Here is a 21,070-nt window from a genome sequence, read left to right as displayed (position 1 = left end):
GTTAAGGAGAAGAAATGAAAGTCCTTAAATACACTTTATTTTCTCTTATGAGTATACTGACAATAAATAGTGCAGATGCTGGAAATGCATCTACATCATTAAGAGTCAGTTTAACGATTATTGAAACGTGTGAAGTTTCTACACAAGGAAATTTAGATTTTGGTTCAGTGGTTCGTTCTCAGCCAGTTGCTGCTGCAAGAACGGATGTATCTGTGCAATGTAGCCAAAATACCCCGTATCAATTGGCGGTAACTTCAGACAATAACTTTGAACTTAAATCTGCTGCTAGCCCAGCATCTGTTGCATATGTACTTTATCAAGATGCTGGTCATACTCAAATTTGGGGAGGCCAGGGAAGTAAAATATATTCAGGAGTTGCCACAGGGATGAAAGAAAATATTCCTATTCATGGGGCAATTACATCAAGTACCAATGTTCAGGCGACCAAGTATGAAGATTGGGTCCGTGTGAACGTTATATATTAATAAAAGAATAATAAATAAAGCGCTTCTGCTGTAAAGCTGAAAGGCCAATATTTTAATCACTATAATTTGATATCAAATTCTTTTGCAGCTCAACAAGGTGCGATGAGTAGAACCTTCTTGAGCTACATAAATGATTTTATTTATTGCTCAACCATTGAATTGAGGCATCAAACAGTTTTAATCCATCGTCAGATAGATTGGTAAATGTATCATTGTTAAGAAAAAACATGAGTCTTTTTGCAGGTGCCAGAGACTCATAATCCATGGTTGCACCTTTCTCATAACCCCAAATCGCCACTTTTTCAGGTTGCCCATACACAGTCGCGATAATGGTGGCACCTAAACCAGGTTTGCCCCAACTCATAGGCGCTTGCGCTTTATACACATTGTGAGTTCCCGCAGAAAGATGCGCAGAGAGTGGATGTGGCGCATTGACCAACCACAAATAACGTTCTTTCTCGACTTCCCCAAAATCGCTATTAATTCGTTTACCTGTCATAGCCAAATCATCAAGATAATCGTTTTCCCACGTCATCAGTGGAATAGCGAGTTGGCGCCAACCCGATTGAAGATTTTTAGAAGCAACTGTAGAAGAAATAATGACTAAATCTGTGTTCTTCAAATTATTCGGTGAAACAGATTGATCTAATACTTCAACTTGATAGCCTTTACTCTGCAAGTATTTTTGAATAGCGACATCTGTACTGGCAGATGAACCCTTGATCTGTGAAATCAGGGCAATTCGTGTTTGGGCGTAAACAGAAGAACTAAACAGTGTGCCAATTAACACCACCGTAGAAAGAAGCTTTTTCATATTGTTCTCGAAAGAGCAGTGATTTAACACTGCTCTGATCCTGTGTTTTAAAATTTAAAGGTTGCGCGTAATACTGCTTGACGAGAGTCACCTTGAGATACGGCCAAATTATTGACACTAGCTGTGTAGTAAGTCGTGTCAAAGATATTATTTAAATTAAATTGGAAAGTAACTGCTTGTTTAGCAATGGTGGTGTCATAACTCACAAAGGCGTTAGCCAGCGTATAGTCAGGTAGGTCAAAGGTATTTTCCGAATCACCAGCACGTTTTCCTACATAATTACCGCTCAAGCCTAAACGTAAGTTACCGTTGTAAAGCTGCCCATAATTATAGGCCAATGCCAGAGAAGCTGTATTACGCGCTACATTGTTTAGGCGGTTGCCTTCTAGACCACTTTCATCTTCAGTCACTTTAGCATCTGTATAGGCATAGGTGAGGGTCGCATCAAGCTGATCTGTTAGACGGCCTGTCAGGTCGAGTTCAGCACCTTTAGAGCGAACAGCACCCGTTGTATGCAGTTCAACTTCATTAGTAGATGAGTTGGTAATTTTGGCTAAAACATTACGTTTTTTAATATCGTAGATTGCAAAATTGGCTTTAATACGGTCATTTAACTCATATTTTGCACCAACTTCATAAGACTTAGCTTGTTCAGGTTGAACATCTGCATTAATAACAGCGTCGCCGCCTAAAGGAGCAATTGAAGAAGATGGCTTAAGTGACTCGGTATAACTACCATAGAATGAAAGTTGGTCATTCCATTGATAGACTAAACCTGCGTGTGGGAGCCAAGCATCATCGTTGGTGTTGGTATTTTCCTTAAATGGTCTGCCACGTCCAGCAGTTTGCTCATAGTTAAGGTAACGACCACCAAGTACAGCAATCCATTTTTCATTTAAATGAATGGCATCTTGAACATAAAAACCATAGGTATGTAGTTTATCAGTTTGGTCGCTATCTGATGCGACAACATTTTGAGATGGTTCAACAGTTCCAAAACTTGGATTTAAATAATCTAAGGTTGAGGTATCACCACGAACCATATCTGGACGGAAATATTTGCGATATTCGATGTCTGAACCGAACTGAATATCATGCTTTAAACCAAATAAGTTGGTTGAACCATTGATATACGCTTGGGCGTTACTGTCTATACTTTCTGCATTTAAAGTCGCATCGGTACGGCGTGTAACCGTATGATTGGCTGTATCTAACTTGGTTACACGTAACTGATTGGCATCATAGGTTTCGTAGTTGTAGGTATAACCAAAGTGAGCCGACCAATTATCATTAATTTGGTGATCTACCAACAGTTGAGCTAAATGATCTTCACCTTTCATTTGGTTAAAAGCTTCATCTAGACGTTGATATTTAGAGATGGGTAGGGCTTTGTTTGTTTTTGGATCAAAAACGGTAGAGCGATCAAAAGGTACATCAAAGTGGCGGTATTGATAGCTCAGGTTCACTTTAGTTTGACCATTATCCCACGCTAAAGATGGAGCAATTAGTGACTGTTTGAGGTTACCAAAATTACGCCAATAGTCTGCATCTGAGTGATCGGCAATAAAGCGATAGGAAAAGTTACTATCACTAATCGCGCCCGTGGTATCGATGCTTGCGCCTAAACCATTTTTGCCCGCAGCAAAGCTTGAACCATATATTGAAAGTTCAGTTTTCTGAGTAGCCTCAGGTTTCTTTGTAATGACATTAACCACACCGCCCGGGTCCATAATGCCATAGAGTAACGAAGACGGGCCTTTTAAAACTTCAACTTGTTCAACAGCCGCATTCATGGTTCGGCCTTGCACAATCGGCATACCATTTACGGTAATTGAACCGTCACGGTTATCACCAAAACCACGCTTCATTACTGTATCTTGCGTACCGCCTAAAGTATTACCCTGCGTAATGCCGCTGACTTGGGTCAGTGCATTGTCCAGATTTGCAGGTAAATAGTCTTTCATATATTGCTTAGAAACGACATTTACGGTTTGTGGGCTTTCTAGATTTTTTTGATTGCCTCGTAAGGTCGATGCCGTTTGATTTTCGATATAGCTTGAGTTCGCTTCCGCCTGAACTTTAATAGTCTCTAGCTGCGCTGGTGGGATCGCAGTTGTTTCTGCCCAAGACATAATAGGGATGAGGGATAAAAGCAAGGGGCTACTATGTTTTAAAATTTCAACAGTAATTAAATTTTTACGCGGGGAGAAAGAAAACATACGTATACCTAAGTGATATAAACATCGTGAAAGGCTAAAAAAGAGCGACTATTCAAGCGAGCAAGAGAGCCGACTAGACTCAAAAAAAGTGTGTAAAGTATATATAAATGAGACTCATTTGCAATGTTTTTAAAGAGGAATAAAAGAGAAGAAAAATTAATAACAATTTAACTTTTTAATAAGATTCTCTTTTATTTTTGGCCACTCTTCATCAATGATACTAAATCTGACAGAATTCCTTTTTCTTCCATCAGGCATAATTCTCTCATTTCTTACAACACCTTCCTTCTGGGCACCGAGTCTTAAAATCGCATTCTGTGATTTTTCATTGAGCACATCTGTTGTAAGCTGAACTCTGACGCAATTTAATTCCTCAAAGGCATATTTAAGAAGCAAATATTTTGCTTCCGTATTTGCGTATGTTCGCTGCCAAGATTTCGAATACCAAGTACTTCCAATTTCTAACTTTAAATTTTTTCTATCTATTTTCCAAAATCTCGTAGATCCAATGATCTTTCCTGTAGCGATATCTTCAACAACAAAAGGAAGAACTGTACCTGCTTGATAACCTTCTAGCGCAAGGTGAATATAGTCATCTATTGTTTCTGCTGAAGGTACGACAGTGAAAGGAAGGTTCCATAGTTCTCCGTCTGATGCAGCGGCGACTAAATCTCTTGAATCTTCAATCTTTAAAAGGCGTAACCGAATACGATCACTTGAAAGTATGATGTTTGGGGTCATAACAGAGGTCCTGTCTGAAAGTTACCAAATAAAGAGATTTATCTAAATCTTATTTAAATCGACTATTTAGATCACCACTTGAAACCGAAGTATTGAGCGAATGAAAATTGCCTGACTTGGCAATCGCACTTGCTGTTTTAATAAAACCATCCCAAGCTGAACGTGCTAATGCACCACCAAGGCTAATACGTCTTACACCCAAGTCTGCAAGTTCTGCCGCTGTTAAATCACTATCCCAGCCAATTAAAACGTTCACGGGTTTTGGTGCAACAGCATTAACGACAGCAATGATTTGTTCACGTGTTTTGATACCCGGTGCATACAGGCAGTCAGCACCAGCTTCTGAATATGCTTTTAATCTGTTAATCGTATCTTCTAAATCTGGCACACCAACAAAAAAGTTTTCAGCACGGCCGATAAGCATTGTATTCGTTCCACTTTGATCGATTGCTAAGCGAGCTGCTCGTATTCTTTCAACAGCATCAGGAATATCACGAAGCGGCTTTTCACTATTTCCAGTCGAATCTTCAATAGAAATACCCGCTATACCTGTATCAATTGCCATCAGAACATTCTCAATAACGCCTTGAGTAGTATCTGAAAAACCACTTTCAAAATCAGCATTAATAGGAAGATTGGTCGACTGAACCATGTAACGTAAATGTGCCAATGTTTCATCTCTGTCGAGTTGACCATCTGCTTTTCCACAAGACCATGCATAGCCTGAGCTTGTTGTTGCAAGTGCTTTATAGCCAAGTTGCTCGAGTACCTTTGCGCTGCCTGCATCCCAAGGATTAGGTAAAATAAAACATCCGTCTTTATGGAGATCACGGAAAATTTTTCTTTTCTCATCTACAGAGGTTTTCATTATTCGGTACTCTTTTTAATGCATTTACTGAAACTTAAACAATTCCATCTAGCTGTTTAAAATAATCTTTTAGAAGGCAAGTTAAAGCTGAATGACTATAACAATTTTTTAACTTATAGAAATATAGCTACTTCTTAATTTGAAATAAGTAAATCAAAATTAAGTCATGTCCATTTGGGGGATATTGATTATAGTTTTCTTTAATTTATATAAATCTGTTTATCGTCATAAAAAATCATAGTTAGCGTTTTATTATTTTTGTAGTTAACGAGGGAGAGCGAACCAGAAACTATTTTATTATTTAGGATTAGCTATGAAAAACACTTATTTAGTTACAGGCGCTACAAAAGGTATTGGAAAAGCAATTAGCGATGAATTGTCTTTACAGGGGCATCACGTAATTGGAATTGCTAGAAATATTAAGGATATAAACTTTTCTGGAGAGCTTTTTAGTTGTGATCTATCAAATATAGAACAAACTGAAGAAACCTTAGCTTTAATCTCTAAATCTCATGTTATACACGGAATAGTGAATAACTCAGGAATTAGTCTACCTCAACCTTTAGGCAAGATTACATTTCCTGCCTTAGACGAAGTTTGGAGCTTAAATGTAAGAGCTGCTATACAAGTGACTCAACACTTTATTGAACAACTTAAAGAACAACGATTTGGTCGAATTATTAATATTGGTAGTAGGGCGATTTACGGGGCAAAAGATAGAACAGCTTATTCAGCAGCAAAAAGTGCATTGGTGGGTTGTACAAAAACTTGGGCACTTGAGTTGGCTGAATTTGGAATAACAGTCAACTGTGTTTCACCAGGACCAATTGAAACGGAACTTTTTAGAAAAACTAGACCAATCGGTAGTTTAGCCGAGAAAGCAATATTGGATAGTATTCCATTAGGAAGGATTGGAACGCCTAAAGATGTTGCACATGCGGTATCTTTTTTACTCTCAGATCATGCAGGCTTTATTACTGGTCAAGTTCTAAATGTTGATGGTGGGGGAAGCTTATAGAACGGTTATTGTGCCAAGTGAAATGCTGATGTGGATAAAGTAAAGTCACTTGAACGGGTGGTGGCACCACTCTGGTAACACTGCGATGATTTTCTTCTTTTAAAAACTCTGTAAGTGGTTAGGCTATAATCCCTAACAAATCAAAAGCAATCGATATTCACCATCTTTTTCAACAGGTGCTCGATGAACACAAGGTAAAACCTTTTGAGTTGGATGATCTACTGCTAAACGCCAAATATGACCCGTGCCTAAATTTACAGGTTGAGCATTGGGTTTGGGCTGATAATGCAAATCAAAAAAATACTCTGCCAAGAAGGCTTCAAACTCAACATCAGAGCCGTCATGTAATTCTTTGAGCTTTTCTCTAATTTCTGGAATTAAAACTTTTTGTTCAACCTGATTATTGGAAACAATATCACTGGCAGCGCCGTGATAGGTACATAAGAATGTATCGGTTTCAATGGGAGAGCGGTCAACATGAAATGAATATACATCTGTTGAAATGAAATCTAGCTCTTCATCGCGTTCATAATGTTTAAGTAAGTTAAGTACGGGCGATGCGCCAAAATCAGTTAACTGCTCGATATCTTCTAAAATAGTTTTTCTTGCCAGATTGCCTTTTTCTGAAAGTTGTAGCGCTAAAAGGTCTTCAACAGAAACCTCTGTAATATTTTCTTTTAAATGAAGTTTATTCACAATCTCTTTAAAGTCGCCAACCAAATTTCTGTGCCAGCAAATCGCATTTGTCTCTTCTTGGAACTTTGTATTTACAAGTTCAGGGAAACTAGACACTTGTCTAATTTGTTTGCTGTCAGAAAACGCATTCTTCATAGGAGAGTTAAATAAAATAATAGAGCATGTCTAATATTATAGCCTGAGCTTAGCCAAAAAATATTCCATTCCAATTGATTAAGCCAGTTTAGTCTTACTTCAGAAGAACATTATTTTCCTCTGAAGTAAGGTCTTTAAATGACGAGTAATTTATTTACCACTCATATTTAACACCCACTCGAAAATTAGTCGGAGCGCCGTAGTAGCTATTTGTGGTGGCTAAATGGTATTTTTCATTAAATAAGTTATTAACATTAAAGTTGAGCATAAGATTATTGTTGACCTTATAACGTGCCATTAAGTCGACCAAAGCGTAACTTTCTTGAGTAAATCGACCTGTTGCAGAGACTGCATTTTTTTCATAAATTTCGCTTTGCCAACGCACACCGCCACCAATGGTGAGGGCTTCATCAAGATAAGGCAGGGTATAGGTGGTAAACAGTTTGGCTGTGTTATTTGGCACCCCAGTATTTAATCGGTTGTCTTGGCTATCTTTTGATAGATTACGGCTAAAGCTTGTAGAAACTTGCCATAAATCAGTTAACTTACCTGTTGCTTCAATTTCAAAGCCGCGACTTTTGGTACCAGATTCTGTACGATAGGCTTGGGAACCATCTGGGGCAAATACATCTGCTAATGCAATCGCTGTATTGTCCTCTTTAGTTTGATAAATAGCAGCGCCAACATTTAATTGATTATCAAAAAACTCACCCTTAATACCCAGCTCGGTACTATTACCTATTAATGGGTCTATGTATTCGCCTGTAACAGCTTTCTTATCTTGTGGTGAAAAAATATTGGTGTAGCTTGCATACGCAGTCCAGTTGTCAGTGAAATCATAGGTAATGCCCACATAAGGAATCACCTTGCCACTTTCTTCTTGTGTTGTGTAGGTGGTCTTATTATCAGCATCTGAATGGTTGCCAGTTACGCGTTCCCAGTCTTCAATTCGAGTGCCTAAAATGACTGCAAGATTGTCGGTTGCTTTAAGACGAACAGCACCAAAAATAGATTGGCTACGATCATCTCCACTGTACCAACCATCTATTTTGGTTTCGGGGCGGTTAGGTGTACTGCCATCCCAAGCAAAAATATTTTTTAGAGTTCCATCCCATGTCATCCCATTATTCCAGCCAGAATAGGTAGGGCGTTTATTTTTACTTTTTGTGTAAGTCGTGCCCAACACTACGTCATGAGTTTGATTAAATAAATCAAATGAACCGTTTAAGGTTAAATTGAATAAGTCTTGAGTTGGACGATAATCCCAACGGGTTGCGTATAACATCGCCCCGCTGCCAGTGACTTTATCAATTCCTTCACTTGAGTAGGTATAACCTACGATTTCATCTGAATCTGTAATGGTTCTAGATACTACACCTTTTAATTTCCAGCGGTCATTAAACTGGTGTTCAATGTCGGCAAAGTAAGATGTCGTTGAGCGATCTGAACCCGTCCAACTTGCTGCCGCTGAATCTGAACGGGACCAATTAATGAGTGTGCCATCTGTATAAAAGCTTGATAAACCACCTCTAGCCACACCAGTCAAATCAATTTGCTGGTAACTTGCACCTAAACTTGCTTTGGTTTGGTCTGTTAAATCAGCTTCTACTACGGCATAAGCCACTTTACGTTCTTCATTGTAGCGTTCGATATAAGAGTCTGACTTTTGGTAGGCAAAAAGAGTACGACCACGGATACTTCCAGACTCATTAAGGGGTGTGGAAACATCAATATCGGTACGGTAAGAATCCCAAGAACCAATGTCAGCACTCACCGACGCTTTAAAGTCCTGTAATGGTTTTTTTCGGACCAGATTAATACTTGCGCTTGCACTGCCAGCACCTGTCATTAAGCCATTTGCACCGCGCACGACTTCGACTCGGTCAAATAAAGCCATGTCCTGACTCTGGAAAATACTTGCATATGAACTCATGAGCTTCACGCCATCGAGTAAATAACTATCTACTTCTTTGCCGCGAGCGTAAATAGGTGAATTATCACTACCAATATTGCCGCCTTGTTTAATAGAGAGTCCTGCTGCTTGACTGACAACATCGGTTAATTGGGTGAGGTTCTGATCTTTCATTTGTTGGTTGGTGATTACACTGACCAGCTGAGGTGTTTCTCGCAAACTTAAAGCTAAGCCATTAGAAGCGGTGGTCGCTTTCGCCGTATATAAACCGGAACCTTCGGTTGTTAAATTTTCTCCATGATCAGCATTGATATGAATTGTTGCTAAATGAGCCGTACCTGTTTCACTGCCTGCCGTATCAATTTCATTATTGTTATTCGCTTTTGTTTTAATGGCTTCTAACTGGAAAACTTTGGGTTCAATTGGAGCGGGTGGAGACTTCACTCGGATGCTGTAACCACCGTTGTTTACTTTAACGGCTTCAAATGGATGGTTTTTTAATAACAGACTTAAAGCATCTTCAACAGCGTAATTGCCTTGAAGCACTTTGCTTTTTGTTTTTGAAAGACTGGCATTATCGTAGCTAATGGTTGTGCCTGTTTGAATAGCCAGTTGTTTAATGGCCTGATCAAGCGTGCTCTGGCGAATTGAAATACTATAAGTTTGCGCAGCGTAAATAGAAGTTGAGGTAAGCGCCGTGACCACCAATGGCGTACTCCATAGCACTGCACGTATAGCCAAAGCCAATTTACTTTTTGCTTGATAATCCTTCATGTGGTCTTCTCGACAGGGAGTGTATTTCTCTATAAGTCGAACCAGATCAAAAAAAGGGTCACATTTTTTTATCTTTTTTTAATATTTAACAAATAGGGACTGTAATAATTCAGTTCAAGTTGATGGCTATAGGCTAAAGTTTCTAAGCTTTGCTCAGGATTTTTTAGAGAAAATACGCCAGAAATTTTTATATTTTTCAATTCCGCATCGAGATGGTAAGTTCCTTTTTTATAACGGAATAACTCATCCAGCACTTTTTGAAGTGGCCATTGATCTACAACCAAAAGTTGTTGGGTCCAATACGGTTGATCGTTATCGAGAGGCAGAGATTTTGAAATATATTTTTCATCAAAAAAAGCACGCTGACCTTGTTTTAATATTTGGCGTTTAGATGAGTTCTCGGGTTCAATTGCGACCGCATGTTTATAGACTTTGACTTTGGTCTGTTCGCTATTTTCTTGGCGAACCGTAAATTGAGTACCTAAGGCTTCTACTGAACCATTCTTGGTTTCGACAATAAATGGTCGATGTTGAGCATCCTTTGCCGTTTCAATATAAATTTCTCCATCAATCAGTTTTATCTGACGTGTCTCTTGCGTGAAATTTACATCGACATAGCAATCACTGGCCATAATCAGTTGAGAACCATCCTTTAACGATACTTTTTTAATTTCACCCACTTTAGTGTGGTAGTCCGACTGCCATTTTTCCCAAGGTATTAAGTAGGTAGACAAACCAACGATCATTAAACCTGAAAGGCTTAACAGCATATTGCGTTTTGCAGCAAGATTAAATTTTTGATTAGACTGAACTAAAGCCTCGGAAGGGAAGTTACCTGCAAGGTTTGATAAACCATGGCTAAATTTTTCCATTTGCTGGAGTGCTAGCTGGTGTTCTTTTTTTTCGACTTTCCATTGCTCAAATTGTTGTTGCTGTAATGCGGTCATTTCACCCGAATGTAAGATTACCAACCAGTCTGCGGCTGCATCTAAAACATGAGGAGGGATTTTAGTAATATCTGACATAAGGTAACAAATTAAGCGCAGCTAACAAGGTTAATTATAGAGGTCTATACAAGCTAAAAAAGCTTGTTTCATATCTCTTTTCACAGTGGCTTCAGAAATATTCATTTTTTCACTAATTTCTCGATAAGTCATACCGTCTAGTTGAGACATCAAAAAGACCTGAGCCGTGCGGGTAGGTAGTTTTTCTAATATTAAATGAACCTGATATAAAGTTTCTTGAATATAAACTTCATGTTCAGCGGAGGGATAATATTCTTCTGGAAGATGCTGTAGAGCATCTAGATAAAGGTTTTCAATATGCTGACGGCGCCAATAGTCAATCATGACATGCTTGGCGATACCCATAAGCCATGCCTGTGGTTCCTTAATTTTTTGAAAACAATATTCACTTTTTAAAGCACGATAAAACACTTCCTGGCTTAGGTCTTCAGATTGATGATGGTGCTGAAGTTTGTGTTTAAACCATGATAAAAGCGTAGTTTGCTGAGAACGGTAAATTTGGCTAAACCATACCTGTTTGTCTACATCGAGGTTCATAGCAGTGAAGTCCACAAATTGGCACTGAGTAGCGCAATTAAACACACATTTAAATTATTCTTAAATAGTAATGATAATTATTATTAATATCAATCATTGGGGCAATATATTCTAGAAACAATAATGTTCTAATTTTTCGCTATTTAGAGCCTGTACCTTAGTCGCAGACACATGTATCGTTAGGGGATGATCCTTTAAAATTATAAGGTGTTTGATAAGCAACATCGTTCAATTAAACAACCAAACTATACCACCACGATAAAACAACAACGTTCTCAAGATGAGTCGTATAAATAACAAGGAATAAAACATTTTGTTTTATTGGTGAATCTTGAAGTGGGGTATCAATGATCCAGATGGGGGTCTATGAAGAAATATTTTATGGTTGATTTATTTATGTTCGCTTCGTCTTTTTTTAAGAAACACAAGAAAAATTACCGCAGCGTAAAGGACCAGCAGCTTACAATTGCAGCCAAAGCAAATATCTTTATTTGCATCATTTTTTGCTTGTTCTGGACCATATATTTTGCATTTGCACAAATGTGGTTGATTGTTTACATGGATATCTTTTTTACATTGATCTCCATATTTAGCCTTTTTCTTATTTATATAAATCGAATTTCAGCGGGTATTCTTCTTTCACAGGTCGTACTGCTGGTTTTTCCAGTGGTGTTCTGCCTATTTTTTGATATAGCTACCGTTGATCGTCCGCAGGTAGCTCATTTATTTTTACCTGCTGGAGCGATATTGGGGTATTTGAATTACCGCAGAGACCCAAGCTATTTACAATTCATTTTAATTTTATTGTCGATTGGGTGTTTTATATTTTTTAGTGGAAGCTCTTTTAATCTTGAGAGTGCTATACCGCTATCTGAAGATATTCGTAATCATGGCGGATGGATTGCAACTTGTGCTGCCACATTAATGATTTGTATTTCAATTTATACCATGCAATTAGAGATACAAATAGAAAACAGCATGGTGAAAGACTTACGCTTAGCTCTTGCTAAACAACAATTTGAGCTTTTTTATCAGCCACAAATCAATTCATCTGAAACGTTGATTGGCGCAGAAGCTTTATTAAGATGGCAACATCCTACTTTAGGTTATGTTCCTACAAAAGATTTCATTCCAGCGGCTGAAACGTTTGGATTAATGCCAGAGATTGGGGAGTGGGTGTTAGCTCAAGGCTGCAAAGTTTTACAAGATTGGAGCAAAAAAGCCGAGACCAAAGATCTTACGCTTTCAATCAATATTAGTGCTGATCATTTTATGCAAGCTAGCTTTGAGCAAACCGTAATTGGAATGGTTCAAAAATATCAAATAAATCCATCGCGGCTCATTTTAGAAATCACTGAAAATATTGCTTTAAATAATTGTGTAAGCATGATCGAAAGAATGCATTTCCTGTCAAAAAATGGAATTCAGCTTTCCCTTGATGATTTTGGTACAGGTTATTCATCTTTAAGCTATTTACAAAAAATGCCCATCAGCCAAATCAAAATTGATCGTAGCTTTGTGCAGGCAGCTTTGGATGATAAACGTAGCAATAAACTCGTAACTGGCATTATTAAAATTGGACTAGATTTGAACCTTCGAGTTTTAGTCGAAGGCATTGAGACGACTGAACAATTTAGTGCTTTTAAAAACAATGGATGTACTGAGTTTCAAGGTTATTTATGGGGATGTCCGATGCCGTTAAATGACTTCTTAAAACAGATAGCCTACTTCAAAAAATAGGCAAAACAACTATTTCAGCAGTTAAGTATAGAAAGTAAAAAGAGAGTTAGGATTGTTTAGAAAAATTTAAATTAATTTCAAATATGTAATAACAGCTAAACATTCATGGTGAAAGATATGGATATTTATTAAACGGATCACACCATGTCAAGCTTTAAAATAAATACACTTTTACTTTCTCTTATTTCTTGTTCGGTCTTTTTTACGGGGTGTAATGACAGTAATAGCTCAGATGATAATTCGACAGCAAACCAAGAAATACCCGCAGCACCCAAAGGCGTAGGTTTTGAAGATACTGCTCCAGTTCCATCGAATATCACCACCATTGTAGATTCGTGGATGACCAATCAACGTGGTGATGCAAGATATGCCACGGTTGAAACAAATGCTGGCGTACGTGTGCTGAGCGGCTTTTTAGATGTATGGACGCCTTCGAGTTTATTTGTCGATGCAGGCCAATCTGCTGAGGCAAGAGATGGTTTTCCGGCAGTAGTCGCATCAAACTGGACAGGTTTACCCGGCGACAGTACGGACGGTACAAAAAAGAATGTAGATGTATTGAACTACAACATTAATTATTCAATTCAAACTACGCAGAAACGTACAGATGAAGAAGCTATTCGGGCCTATTTAGATGATAGACGCGGAAAAAGTTATAGCGTAACGACAGGGATGGGAGCGCTAACCGATCCGTGGAGAAAACTCACTGGGCAGACCACCACAATTAATTCGGTGCCAGCCGATGCTGCACAAGTAAAATACGATGACAAAGGCAATAATAGTGGACTAACCACGGAAGATGGCAATGCTAACTTTGGAAAAGTCGTTGAGTTTGTTCAAGCGATGGGGAATAACTCATCGACAGAGTCAGCAAAACGTTTTTATAAATATGCTCGTCCGTGGCGCTGGAGTTCAGAAGTCATTGTTGTACCTAGCTTAGAATCTGCTAAAAGTAGTACTCCTGCAACTGACGGCGGTTTCCCAAGTGGGCACACCGCCGAAGCTGGCCGAAATGCAATTGCGATGGCGTATTTAGTGCCGCAGCGTTATCAGGAACTGGTTGCTCGCGGTATGGACCTTGGTGATTCACGTATTATTGCGGGCATGCATTCAGCGATGGACGTGATTGGCGGACGACTTCAATCAATTGCCGCAGATGTTGCAAACTTAAATGCCATGACTGCCGAGCAACGAAAAGAAGCTTATCTACAAGCTCAAACACAGCTCATGAAAGAGACCAATAGTTCAACGTTTGAATCATTTTATAGTTTGGCCAAAACACCTTATGACACAAATGACCGTTTCGCCGATCTTGAAAAATTAAAACAGCAGGTGAATCACTGGATGACCTATGGTTTTAACCAAATTGGCGATAAAACAAAAATAGCAACAGTGCCTAAAGGTGCAGAGGTTTTGTTGGAAACTCGACTTCCTTATTTAACAGCCGACCAGCGCCGTGTGGTTTTGAAATCAACTGCACTTGCCTCGGGTTACCCAGTCATGGATGACGTAGAAGGTTATGGCCGTTTAAACTTGTTTAGAGCGGGTGCAGGTTATGGCAGTTTTGATGGCGATGTTAATCTGACCATGGATGCGAGTTTAGGTGGCTTTAATCAATATGATCAGTGGAGTAATGATATTACGGGTGCTGGGAAACTGACCAAATCAGGTACAGGAACTTTAGCACTGACAGGAAATAACACATTTACTGGCGGTATTGATTTAAAGCAGGGTGGTTTAGAAATATTGTCTGAACATGGTGCTGGTCAAGGCGATATTTACATGCATGAAAATAGCCTATTAAAAACCAACTCAGCTAAAACAGTTACTATTGCGGGTAATTTAACTCAGCTTGCAGGAACCACATTCAACATCACGTTTAAATCGAATGTACTTCCAGCAGTTCAGGTGGCAAATACGCTTACTTTAAATGGAACATTGCAGCTCGTCACAAAAGACAATTTAGCGGCGGGAACTTATACGGTGTTATCTGCTAAAAAAGTCCAAGGCACCTATAAAAAAGTGACACTTAATGGCAAAGATATAACGCCAATTTATCAAAATAATAGCGTTAAGTTTACGGTGTCATAAGCAGAACTTGGATAACCAATATCCATAGTTAAAAGTAAGTTGGGCCACTCCAAATGTTTAATTAAACAATTTTGAAGAGTGGTCCGACTAACCGAAATGCTTAAATAATGGAAATAAATCTATCTATATCTGAACTTTACGATAGATCGATTTTACCTTTTCGGGGCTAATTGCCAGCATGTGAATCGCACCGTGAATCATTCCTTCTAACACATGAAAGTTCACCTGAATACCCGCATCCCACAGTTTTTGAGCATATCTTTCACCATCCTCCCGAACAGGGTCATATTCACACACAAAAATCGTTGCATCTGGCAGTCCATCTAAAGACTGAGCGAGTAACGGACTTACAAGTTCATTCTGTTTTTCACTTTCATCTTGCACATATTGATCCCAACAATAAACCATTGTGGATGACTCCAAACCATAACCTTCAGTGTATTGGTCATAAGATTTGCTACTCATCGTGGCATCTAAGGCTGGGTAGAAAAGAAGTTGATGGCTTACCTTAATTTCTGGGTGTTGTTTTGCCATTAGACATGCAGCGGCAGCTATGTTTGCGCCTGCACTATCTCCGCCTACAGCTATACGGTTTGAGTCAATTCCAAATAGTGAAGCATGTTCATGGATATAGCGTAATGTTGTAAAAAAATCATTTAGAGGAGTTGGAAACTTAAACTCTGGAGCCAAGCGATAGTCCACAGAAAATACAACCTGTTGAGTTGATTCTGCTAATAACCGACATGAGCGATTCCATGCGTCTAAACTTCCCAGACACCAACCTCCACCATGTGCAAAAACTAAAGCAGGCCGTTGCTCAGTGTTTTCGAGTGAATAGGGAACATAAACACGCACTTCAATTTCGGCACCATCTGAAACAGCAACATGAAAACTTTGTTGATAGCTTGCATCATGCTGAATGCCTTGCTGATCAATAATGTCTTTGTTTACTTGCTCCCTAAGTTCTTTTAACGAATTTACAGCCTGTGTGGTTGGTCTGGACTTAAGCCAGCTTTCAATTTCAGCAAGTAGAGGCATCGCTTTTTTCCTGCTGCAAAAAATCTAAAATGAGTGAACTGAATATTTCTGACTGTTCTTCCATAATGAAATGACCGCAGTCTTTTACAATCGCACTGGTTAAATGCGGTGAAACCTTTTTCATGGTTTCATAAGGCGCATTGTTTGTGGCATGTTCAGCGCCTATGGCTAAAACTGGCATGTCTAAACTTTTCGTTTCTCTGATTTTATTTTGACGTATGGTCTCGGGAATAGAGCGATAATAATTAAAACCCGCCGTTAAACGACCTGGAATTTTATAGGCTTCAATATAAGTTTCAGTTGCCACTTTATCTTTGTGCCACGACCATTTATCAAACATATAATTTAAATAAGTATCTTCGCGGCCCGCGATTAAGGCTTCGGGTAAGTCAAGGGTTTGGTTAAACATGAAGTGCCAAAGAAAGATATTTTCACTCGGCTCAACAAAAATAGGAGGTGCGGGCGCTAAACCGGGAATCACTGCTTCTGTTACCGCAAGACGAGTCACTGACTCAGGAAAGTCAGATGCAAGTGCATAGGCAACCCACATCCCAATATCATGACCAACAACCGAATAAGTTGGATATTCAAGTTGAGTCATGAGCATCGATAAAATTTTAGCGATGCGCCCCGTATCGTAACTTCCATCCAGTGGAGCTGAATTTCCTGTTCCGGGTAAATCAACAGCGATGGCTTGATAACCTTGTTTTGCCAGTTCAAGCATGACTTTGTGCCACGCGTACCATGTTTGCGGCCAACCCGGAATCAGTAATACAACTGGACCTTCCCCTAAGGTCACGTAGTGTAATTTTTTACTCTCGATGTAAATGTAATGATGTTGGAATTCGTTATGTGAGTTTTCATTGAATAATTGAGTTTTCATGTTGAGTTCTCTTACGATTCCTTAAATACCTAATAACTGATTAATTTGAGTCTGATTCACAGGGGCAGCAGCAAAGTCATCAAACACTTTATCGGTAACATGAATAATATTTTGCTTAATAAACTCGGCACCTTCGCGTGCGCCATCATCTTTATTTTTCAGGCAGCATTCCCACTCCAACGTTGCCCAGCCTTCGTAGTCGTAATGCGCTAACTTGGAAAAAATCGCTTTAAAGTCAACTTGACCATCACCCGTAGAACGGAATCGACCCGCTCGATTTCCCCAGCTTTGATAGCCGCTGTACATCCCTTGGCGGCCTGTTGGATTAAATTCAGCATCTTTAACATGAAACATGCGAATGAAATCTTTATAGATATCGATATATTCCAGATAGTTCAGTTGCTGCAAAACAAAATGGCTTGGGTCAAAAAGAATATGGCAACGTGGGTGGTTGTGAGTCCGCTCTAAAAACATTTCAAATGTAATGCCGTCATGCAAATCTTCACCGGGGTGAATTTCGTAGCAAAGGTTTACGTCTTGTTCATCACAAGCATTCAAAATAGGAAGCCAACGACGCGCCAATTCATCAAACGCCGTTTCGATGAGTCCTGACGGTCTTTGAGGAAATGGAAATACATAAGGCCAAGCCAAAGAGCCTGAAAATGTCCCCATATCTTTAAGACCTAAGCGTGCAGATGCCTGAATTGAAGCGAGCATTTGTTGTTTTGCCCACTCGGTTCTAGCTGCTGAATTACCATGCAAATGAGAGGGGGCAAAGTTATCGCACATTGAGTCATAAGCAGGGTGCACAGCCATTAATTGCCCAAAAATATGAGTCGTTAACTCACTAATTTTTAAGCCATGATTGTTTAAAGTACCTAATATTTCATCGCAATAATCTTGGCTTTCTGCTGCCAAATTGACATCAAATAAACGCTTATCCCAAGCAGGAAGTTGTACCGCTTCAAAGCCTTGGTTTGCTACCCAAGCAGCAATATCTTCTAGACGGTTAAACGGGAAAACATCATCACTAAATTGAGCAAGATGAATACTTGGGCCTTTGATGGTTTTCATAATAAAACCTAATTGGTTGTCGATCGACAAACAATAGGCTTAATTTTTGATAAAAACAACTTTTTATTTGAAAATCAAAATAAAACAGGACTATTTTGAATAAATCTCATTGATTTATTTGTGAAAATATTTTTTTCGAATAATAATGAAAACACGTACTAAGTTTGATAAAGGGTCATTATGGCTGGCAGACCAAGAGAGTTTGATCGAGAAGAAGCCCTCGTAAAAGCGAGAGATTTTTTCTGGCTTCACGGCTATGAAGGCACATCCATGTCAGATTTAGTTGAGATTTTGGGGATTGCCTCAGCTCGAATTTATAAAGCGTTTGGCTCAAAAGAGGCCTTGTTTAGAGAAGCCGTAAATCACTATGAAAAGAACGAAGGTAATTTCGCGCTAAATGCTTTAAAGCAAAAAAATATTAAGGATGCAATCAACCAATTATTTCAAGATGCACTAACGCTTTACACGCAAACCAACCATTCCTATGGGTGCATGGTCGTGTCGGCAGCCAGTGTGCTAGGTGAAGAAAACCAAGCTGTTTTAGACTGGATGAAAGCACAACGTATTGCACGGGGCCAAAGTCTGGTCGACCGATTTGTTCAGGCAAAATCAGACGGTCAATTGGTCACAGATGCAGACCCTAAAACTTTAGGGCAATATTACGCGCTTGTTCTTCATGGGCTATCTGTTCAAGCAAGAGATGGATATTCGCAAGAAGAGCTTTCTCATGTGATTCATTTTGCATTAAAAAATCTAGATCAATATGTTGTAAATGCTTAATTAATTAAGCATTTATCTGATCCGTAGTGTAATAACAGAACTCCAAATATAAGAGATCTGCCTTATATTGAGTTTTTAATTAATCGAACCTAGGATTTTTGTTGGTTCAGAATCATCTATATAGCCATTCATATGTAAGTACATGGTATTTTTAATAACTTCAATTTTCTTCTCATCAAAGCGATGTTCTTTAGCTTTAAATTTACGGTGTTATAAGTTGAGTTTTAGTACTGAACAATGACGGTAGTAAAATAGGGCGGAGTAAATGGCAAAGTTAGATTTACACTTACTCCTTAAGGATTTTAAGCTTTATATTTCACTCAACGTATCTTTAACAATTTTAAAGGCAGGGGACATTAACCGACGGCTCGTATAAAACAAGTAAAAAGGAGGTAAGGTAACAGCGTGTTGGTCTAATAAACTTACTAACTTTTTTTCTTCTAAAGCTGGTTTCACTAGAAAGTAGGGCAAATAAGCTACTGCGCAACCATCAAGTACAGCATCAAGCATTTCATCTAAACTGGTCATGACCAGTTGAACGGGGCCTCTAAAAAATACACTTTTATTTTTATCTTTAAATTCCCATGCCATTAAAGAGTTATCTGTTAAAAGACGGATATAGATGCCTTTGTGCTTTTTTAGATCGTCTATAGATTGCGGCGTTCCGTACTTTTCTAAATATTCAGGTGAAGCGACCAATCGGAAGGGAATTTCTTTACTAATTGGAACCGCAATTAAATCTTTTTCTACCAAGTTTCCAACACGTACCCCAGCATCATATCCTTCTTTTGCAATATCAATTCGTCTGTTTTCGGAAGTCAGTTCCAAAGATATATCGGGATATTGTTTTACAAGCTTTTTAAGCTTTGGCCATAAATAATACTTAATGGTAAATGCATCGGCAGAAATACGCACATGACCACTTGGCAGGTCTTTCATCGAGCTAATTTGTTCTATGCCTAAGTCGATATTTTCAATATTTTGACCAACAAGCTCAATAAGGCGCGAACCTGCTTCTGTAAGGGTGAGACTACGGGTAGAACGGTTTAATAACTTTATTCCTAACTGTGCTTCAAGATTATTAATACTCTGGCTTACAGCCGATTGGGTAACACCCATATATGCCGCAGCTTTCGTAAAATTTTTAGTTTTTACTACTTCAGAAAATGTTTTTAAATCATTCAGATTAATTTTCATGATTCATAAGTTCTACTAATAGTTACGATCAGATTATAGCATCTAATCAGACTAATCTTTGCTTGTTACTATGTTTTTCATGAAGTTCAACACAGGTGAGTCAACAATGAAAAATGTAAAAATCAAAGCACCTTATTGGGAAATCGCAGCAAATCTTCATTTCCCAGAAAATTTTGATGAAAGTATTCAATACCCAGCAATTATTAGTGGACACCCAATCGGAAGCTGTAAAGAACAAACCTCTGGAAATGTATACGGTGCAGCATTAGCAAAAGCTGGCTTTATTGTGATTGCATTTGATGCAAGTTTTCAGGGTGAAAGTGGCGGTGAACCACGTTCAACAGAAAATCCGGTACTTCGTGTAGAAGACTTCCGTTTAGTGACTGATTATTTGATGACGCTTAACTATGTCGATGAAAACCGAATTGGCGTATTAGGAATTTGCGGCGGCGGTGGCTATGCACTCAATGTTGCCATGACTGAAAAACGGATTAAGGCAGTTGCTACAGTAGACGCCGTAAATTTTGGTCGCTTATCCAGAGAAGGCTTTAGCAACTGGAATCCTTTAGAGAAATTAGAGCTTATTGCAAAACAACGTACTGCCGAAGCTCGCGGAGAAACAAGAAGAGTTGATGATTTACTGCCAAGTGCAGTTGAAGAAGCCAAAGCGGCTGGAATAACAGACATTGATGTACTAGAAGCAACTGACTATTACAAAACAGATCGTGGCTATCAACCAAATGGTGTTGCTAAAACATTATTTTCGCATTCGGCTGTGGCAATCGGTTGGGATGCATTTCACCTAGCTGAAGTATTACTTACACAGCCTTTATTACTGATTGCAGGTGATAAGGTTGGTGGTTTTGGTTCATATCGAGACAGTTTGGAAATCTATGGTCGAGCACGTTCGCAAAATAAAGAGCTTGTGATTGTAGAAGGTTGGTCTCACTACGATTTATATGACAAACCTGAACCAGTGGCACAAGCATTAGCAAAACTCATCCCATTTTTTCAAAAGAATATCTAAGTTAAGCCTATAAAGG

At 38.8% G+C, this 21,070-nt stretch carries 17 protein-coding genes and 2 pseudogenes; 6 read left to right on the top strand and 13 right to left on the bottom strand.

Annotated features, from left to right (window positions below; all coding sequences use genetic code 11):
- Nucleotides 1-14: 14 nt before the first annotated feature.
- Complete coding sequence (locus tag K6I41_RS12240; protein WP_250374435.1) at nt 15-485, top strand: Csu type fimbrial protein; 471 nt, start codon at nt 15-17, stop codon at nt 483-485.
- A 136-nt stretch (nt 486-621) separates the two neighbouring features.
- On the opposite strand, the gene K6I41_RS12235 is transcribed toward K6I41_RS12240, so the two are convergent.
- The 4 genes from K6I41_RS12235 to K6I41_RS12220 all read right to left on the bottom strand — a co-directional run bounded on the left by K6I41_RS12235 (nt 622) and on the right by K6I41_RS12220 (nt 5,127).
- A complete protein-coding gene (locus K6I41_RS12235; protein WP_151987525.1) occupies nt 622-1,299 on the bottom strand; it encodes a hypothetical protein in 678 nt (225 codons plus the stop codon).
- A gap of 47 nt (nt 1,300-1,346) precedes the next feature.
- Complete coding sequence (locus K6I41_RS12230) at nt 1,347-3,518, bottom strand: TonB-dependent siderophore receptor (RefSeq protein WP_250374434.1); 2,172 nt, start codon at nt 3,516-3,518, stop codon at nt 1,347-1,349.
- A gap of 156 nt (nt 3,519-3,674) precedes the next feature.
- Nucleotides 3,675-4,259: a GNAT family N-acetyltransferase gene (locus K6I41_RS12225; RefSeq protein ID WP_198307280.1), complete on the bottom strand. Its 585-nt coding sequence runs from the start codon at nt 4,257-4,259 to the stop codon at nt 3,675-3,677.
- A 49-nt stretch (nt 4,260-4,308) separates the two neighbouring features.
- On the bottom strand, nt 4,309-5,127 hold the full coding sequence (locus tag K6I41_RS12220; protein WP_250374433.1) for an isocitrate lyase/PEP mutase family protein: 819 nt from the start codon (nt 5,125-5,127) through the stop codon (nt 4,309-4,311).
- A gap of 313 nt (nt 5,128-5,440) precedes the next feature.
- On the opposite strand from K6I41_RS12220, the gene K6I41_RS12215 reads away from it, so the two are divergent.
- Entirely contained in the window at nt 5,441-6,145 is a 705-nt protein-coding gene (locus K6I41_RS12215) for an SDR family oxidoreductase (protein ID WP_199987078.1), read from the top strand.
- A 132-nt stretch (nt 6,146-6,277) separates the two neighbouring features.
- On the opposite strand, the gene K6I41_RS12210 is transcribed toward K6I41_RS12215, so the two are convergent.
- The 4 genes and pseudogenes from K6I41_RS12210 to K6I41_RS12195 all read right to left on the bottom strand — a co-directional run bounded on the left by K6I41_RS12210 (nt 6,278) and on the right by K6I41_RS12195 (nt 11,224).
- On the bottom strand, nt 6,278-6,976 hold the full coding sequence (locus K6I41_RS12210) for a DUF1826 domain-containing protein (RefSeq protein ID WP_250374432.1): 699 nt from the start codon (nt 6,974-6,976) through the stop codon (nt 6,278-6,280).
- Nucleotides 6,977-7,130: 154 nt separating this feature from the next.
- Nucleotides 7,131-9,662 (bottom strand): TonB-dependent siderophore receptor, encoded by a 2,532-nt coding sequence (locus K6I41_RS12205; RefSeq protein ID WP_250374431.1) that lies wholly within the window; start codon nt 9,660-9,662, stop codon nt 7,131-7,133.
- A 58-nt stretch (nt 9,663-9,720) separates the two neighbouring features.
- Nucleotides 9,721-10,687: pseudogene (locus K6I41_RS12200) on the bottom strand (FecR domain-containing protein).
- Nucleotides 10,688-10,717: 30 nt separating this feature from the next.
- Nucleotides 10,718-11,224, bottom strand: a complete 507-nt coding sequence (locus K6I41_RS12195) for a sigma-70 family RNA polymerase sigma factor (RefSeq protein WP_013198357.1) — start codon at nt 11,222-11,224, stop codon at nt 10,718-10,720.
- Between the two features lie 366 nt (nt 11,225-11,590).
- Here K6I41_RS12195 and K6I41_RS12190 point away from each other — a divergent pair, with 366 nt between their 5' ends.
- Entirely contained in the window at nt 11,591-12,964 is a 1,374-nt protein-coding gene (locus K6I41_RS12190) for a putative bifunctional diguanylate cyclase/phosphodiesterase (protein WP_250374429.1), read from the top strand.
- Nucleotides 12,965-13,108: 144 nt separating this feature from the next.
- The gene (locus tag K6I41_RS12185; protein ID WP_250374428.1) at nt 13,109-15,055 is read left to right on the top strand and encodes an acid phosphatase; all 1,947 of its coding nucleotides are present in this window, start codon (nt 13,109-13,111) and stop codon (nt 15,053-15,055) included.
- A gap of 123 nt (nt 15,056-15,178) precedes the next feature.
- On the opposite strand, the gene K6I41_RS12180 is transcribed toward K6I41_RS12185, so the two are convergent.
- The 3 genes from K6I41_RS12180 to K6I41_RS12170 are packed head-to-tail and all read right to left on the bottom strand — an operon-like array spanning nt 15,179 to nt 18,050.
- Nucleotides 15,179-16,093, bottom strand: coding sequence for an alpha/beta hydrolase (locus K6I41_RS12180; protein ID WP_250374427.1), 915 nt, complete (start codon nt 16,091-16,093; stop codon nt 15,179-15,181).
- Nucleotides 16,077-16,976: an alpha/beta fold hydrolase gene (locus K6I41_RS12175; protein ID WP_250374426.1), complete on the bottom strand. Its 900-nt coding sequence runs from the start codon at nt 16,974-16,976 to the stop codon at nt 16,077-16,079. The genes K6I41_RS12180 and K6I41_RS12175 overlap by 17 nt, the downstream gene beginning before the upstream one ends.
- A 21-nt stretch (nt 16,977-16,997) precedes the next feature.
- Nucleotides 16,998-18,050: a sugar phosphate isomerase/epimerase family protein gene (locus K6I41_RS12170; RefSeq protein WP_224971317.1), complete on the bottom strand. Its 1,053-nt coding sequence runs from the start codon at nt 18,048-18,050 to the stop codon at nt 16,998-17,000.
- Between the two features lie 180 nt (nt 18,051-18,230).
- Here K6I41_RS12170 and K6I41_RS12165 point away from each other — a divergent pair, with 180 nt between their 5' ends.
- Nucleotides 18,231-18,830: a TetR/AcrR family transcriptional regulator gene (locus tag K6I41_RS12165; protein ID WP_250374425.1), complete on the top strand. Its 600-nt coding sequence runs from the start codon at nt 18,231-18,233 to the stop codon at nt 18,828-18,830.
- Between the two features lie 93 nt (nt 18,831-18,923).
- Here K6I41_RS12165 and K6I41_RS12160 read toward each other — a convergent pair.
- Both K6I41_RS12160 and K6I41_RS12155 read right to left on the bottom strand, forming a co-directional pair.
- Nucleotides 18,924-19,034: pseudogene (locus K6I41_RS12160) on the bottom strand (HD domain-containing protein); the annotation flags it as partial.
- Nucleotides 19,035-19,139: 105 nt separating this feature from the next.
- The gene (locus K6I41_RS12155; protein ID WP_191106587.1) at nt 19,140-20,027 is read right to left on the bottom strand and encodes a LysR family transcriptional regulator; all 888 of its coding nucleotides are present in this window, start codon (nt 20,025-20,027) and stop codon (nt 19,140-19,142) included.
- 106 nt (nt 20,028-20,133) lie between these two features.
- Between K6I41_RS12155 and K6I41_RS12150 the strand changes: the two genes are divergently transcribed.
- Complete coding sequence (locus tag K6I41_RS12150) at nt 20,134-21,054, top strand: alpha/beta hydrolase (protein ID WP_250374424.1); 921 nt, start codon at nt 20,134-20,136, stop codon at nt 21,052-21,054.
- The last annotated feature ends 16 nt before the right edge of the window (nt 21,055-21,070 follow it).

It is taken from the genome of Acinetobacter sp. AS23 (assembly GCF_023612055.1).
Taxonomy (GTDB): Bacteria; Pseudomonadota; Gammaproteobacteria; order Pseudomonadales; family Moraxellaceae; genus Acinetobacter; species Acinetobacter oleivorans.
This window is presented reverse-complemented; position numbering and strand designations above follow the sequence as displayed.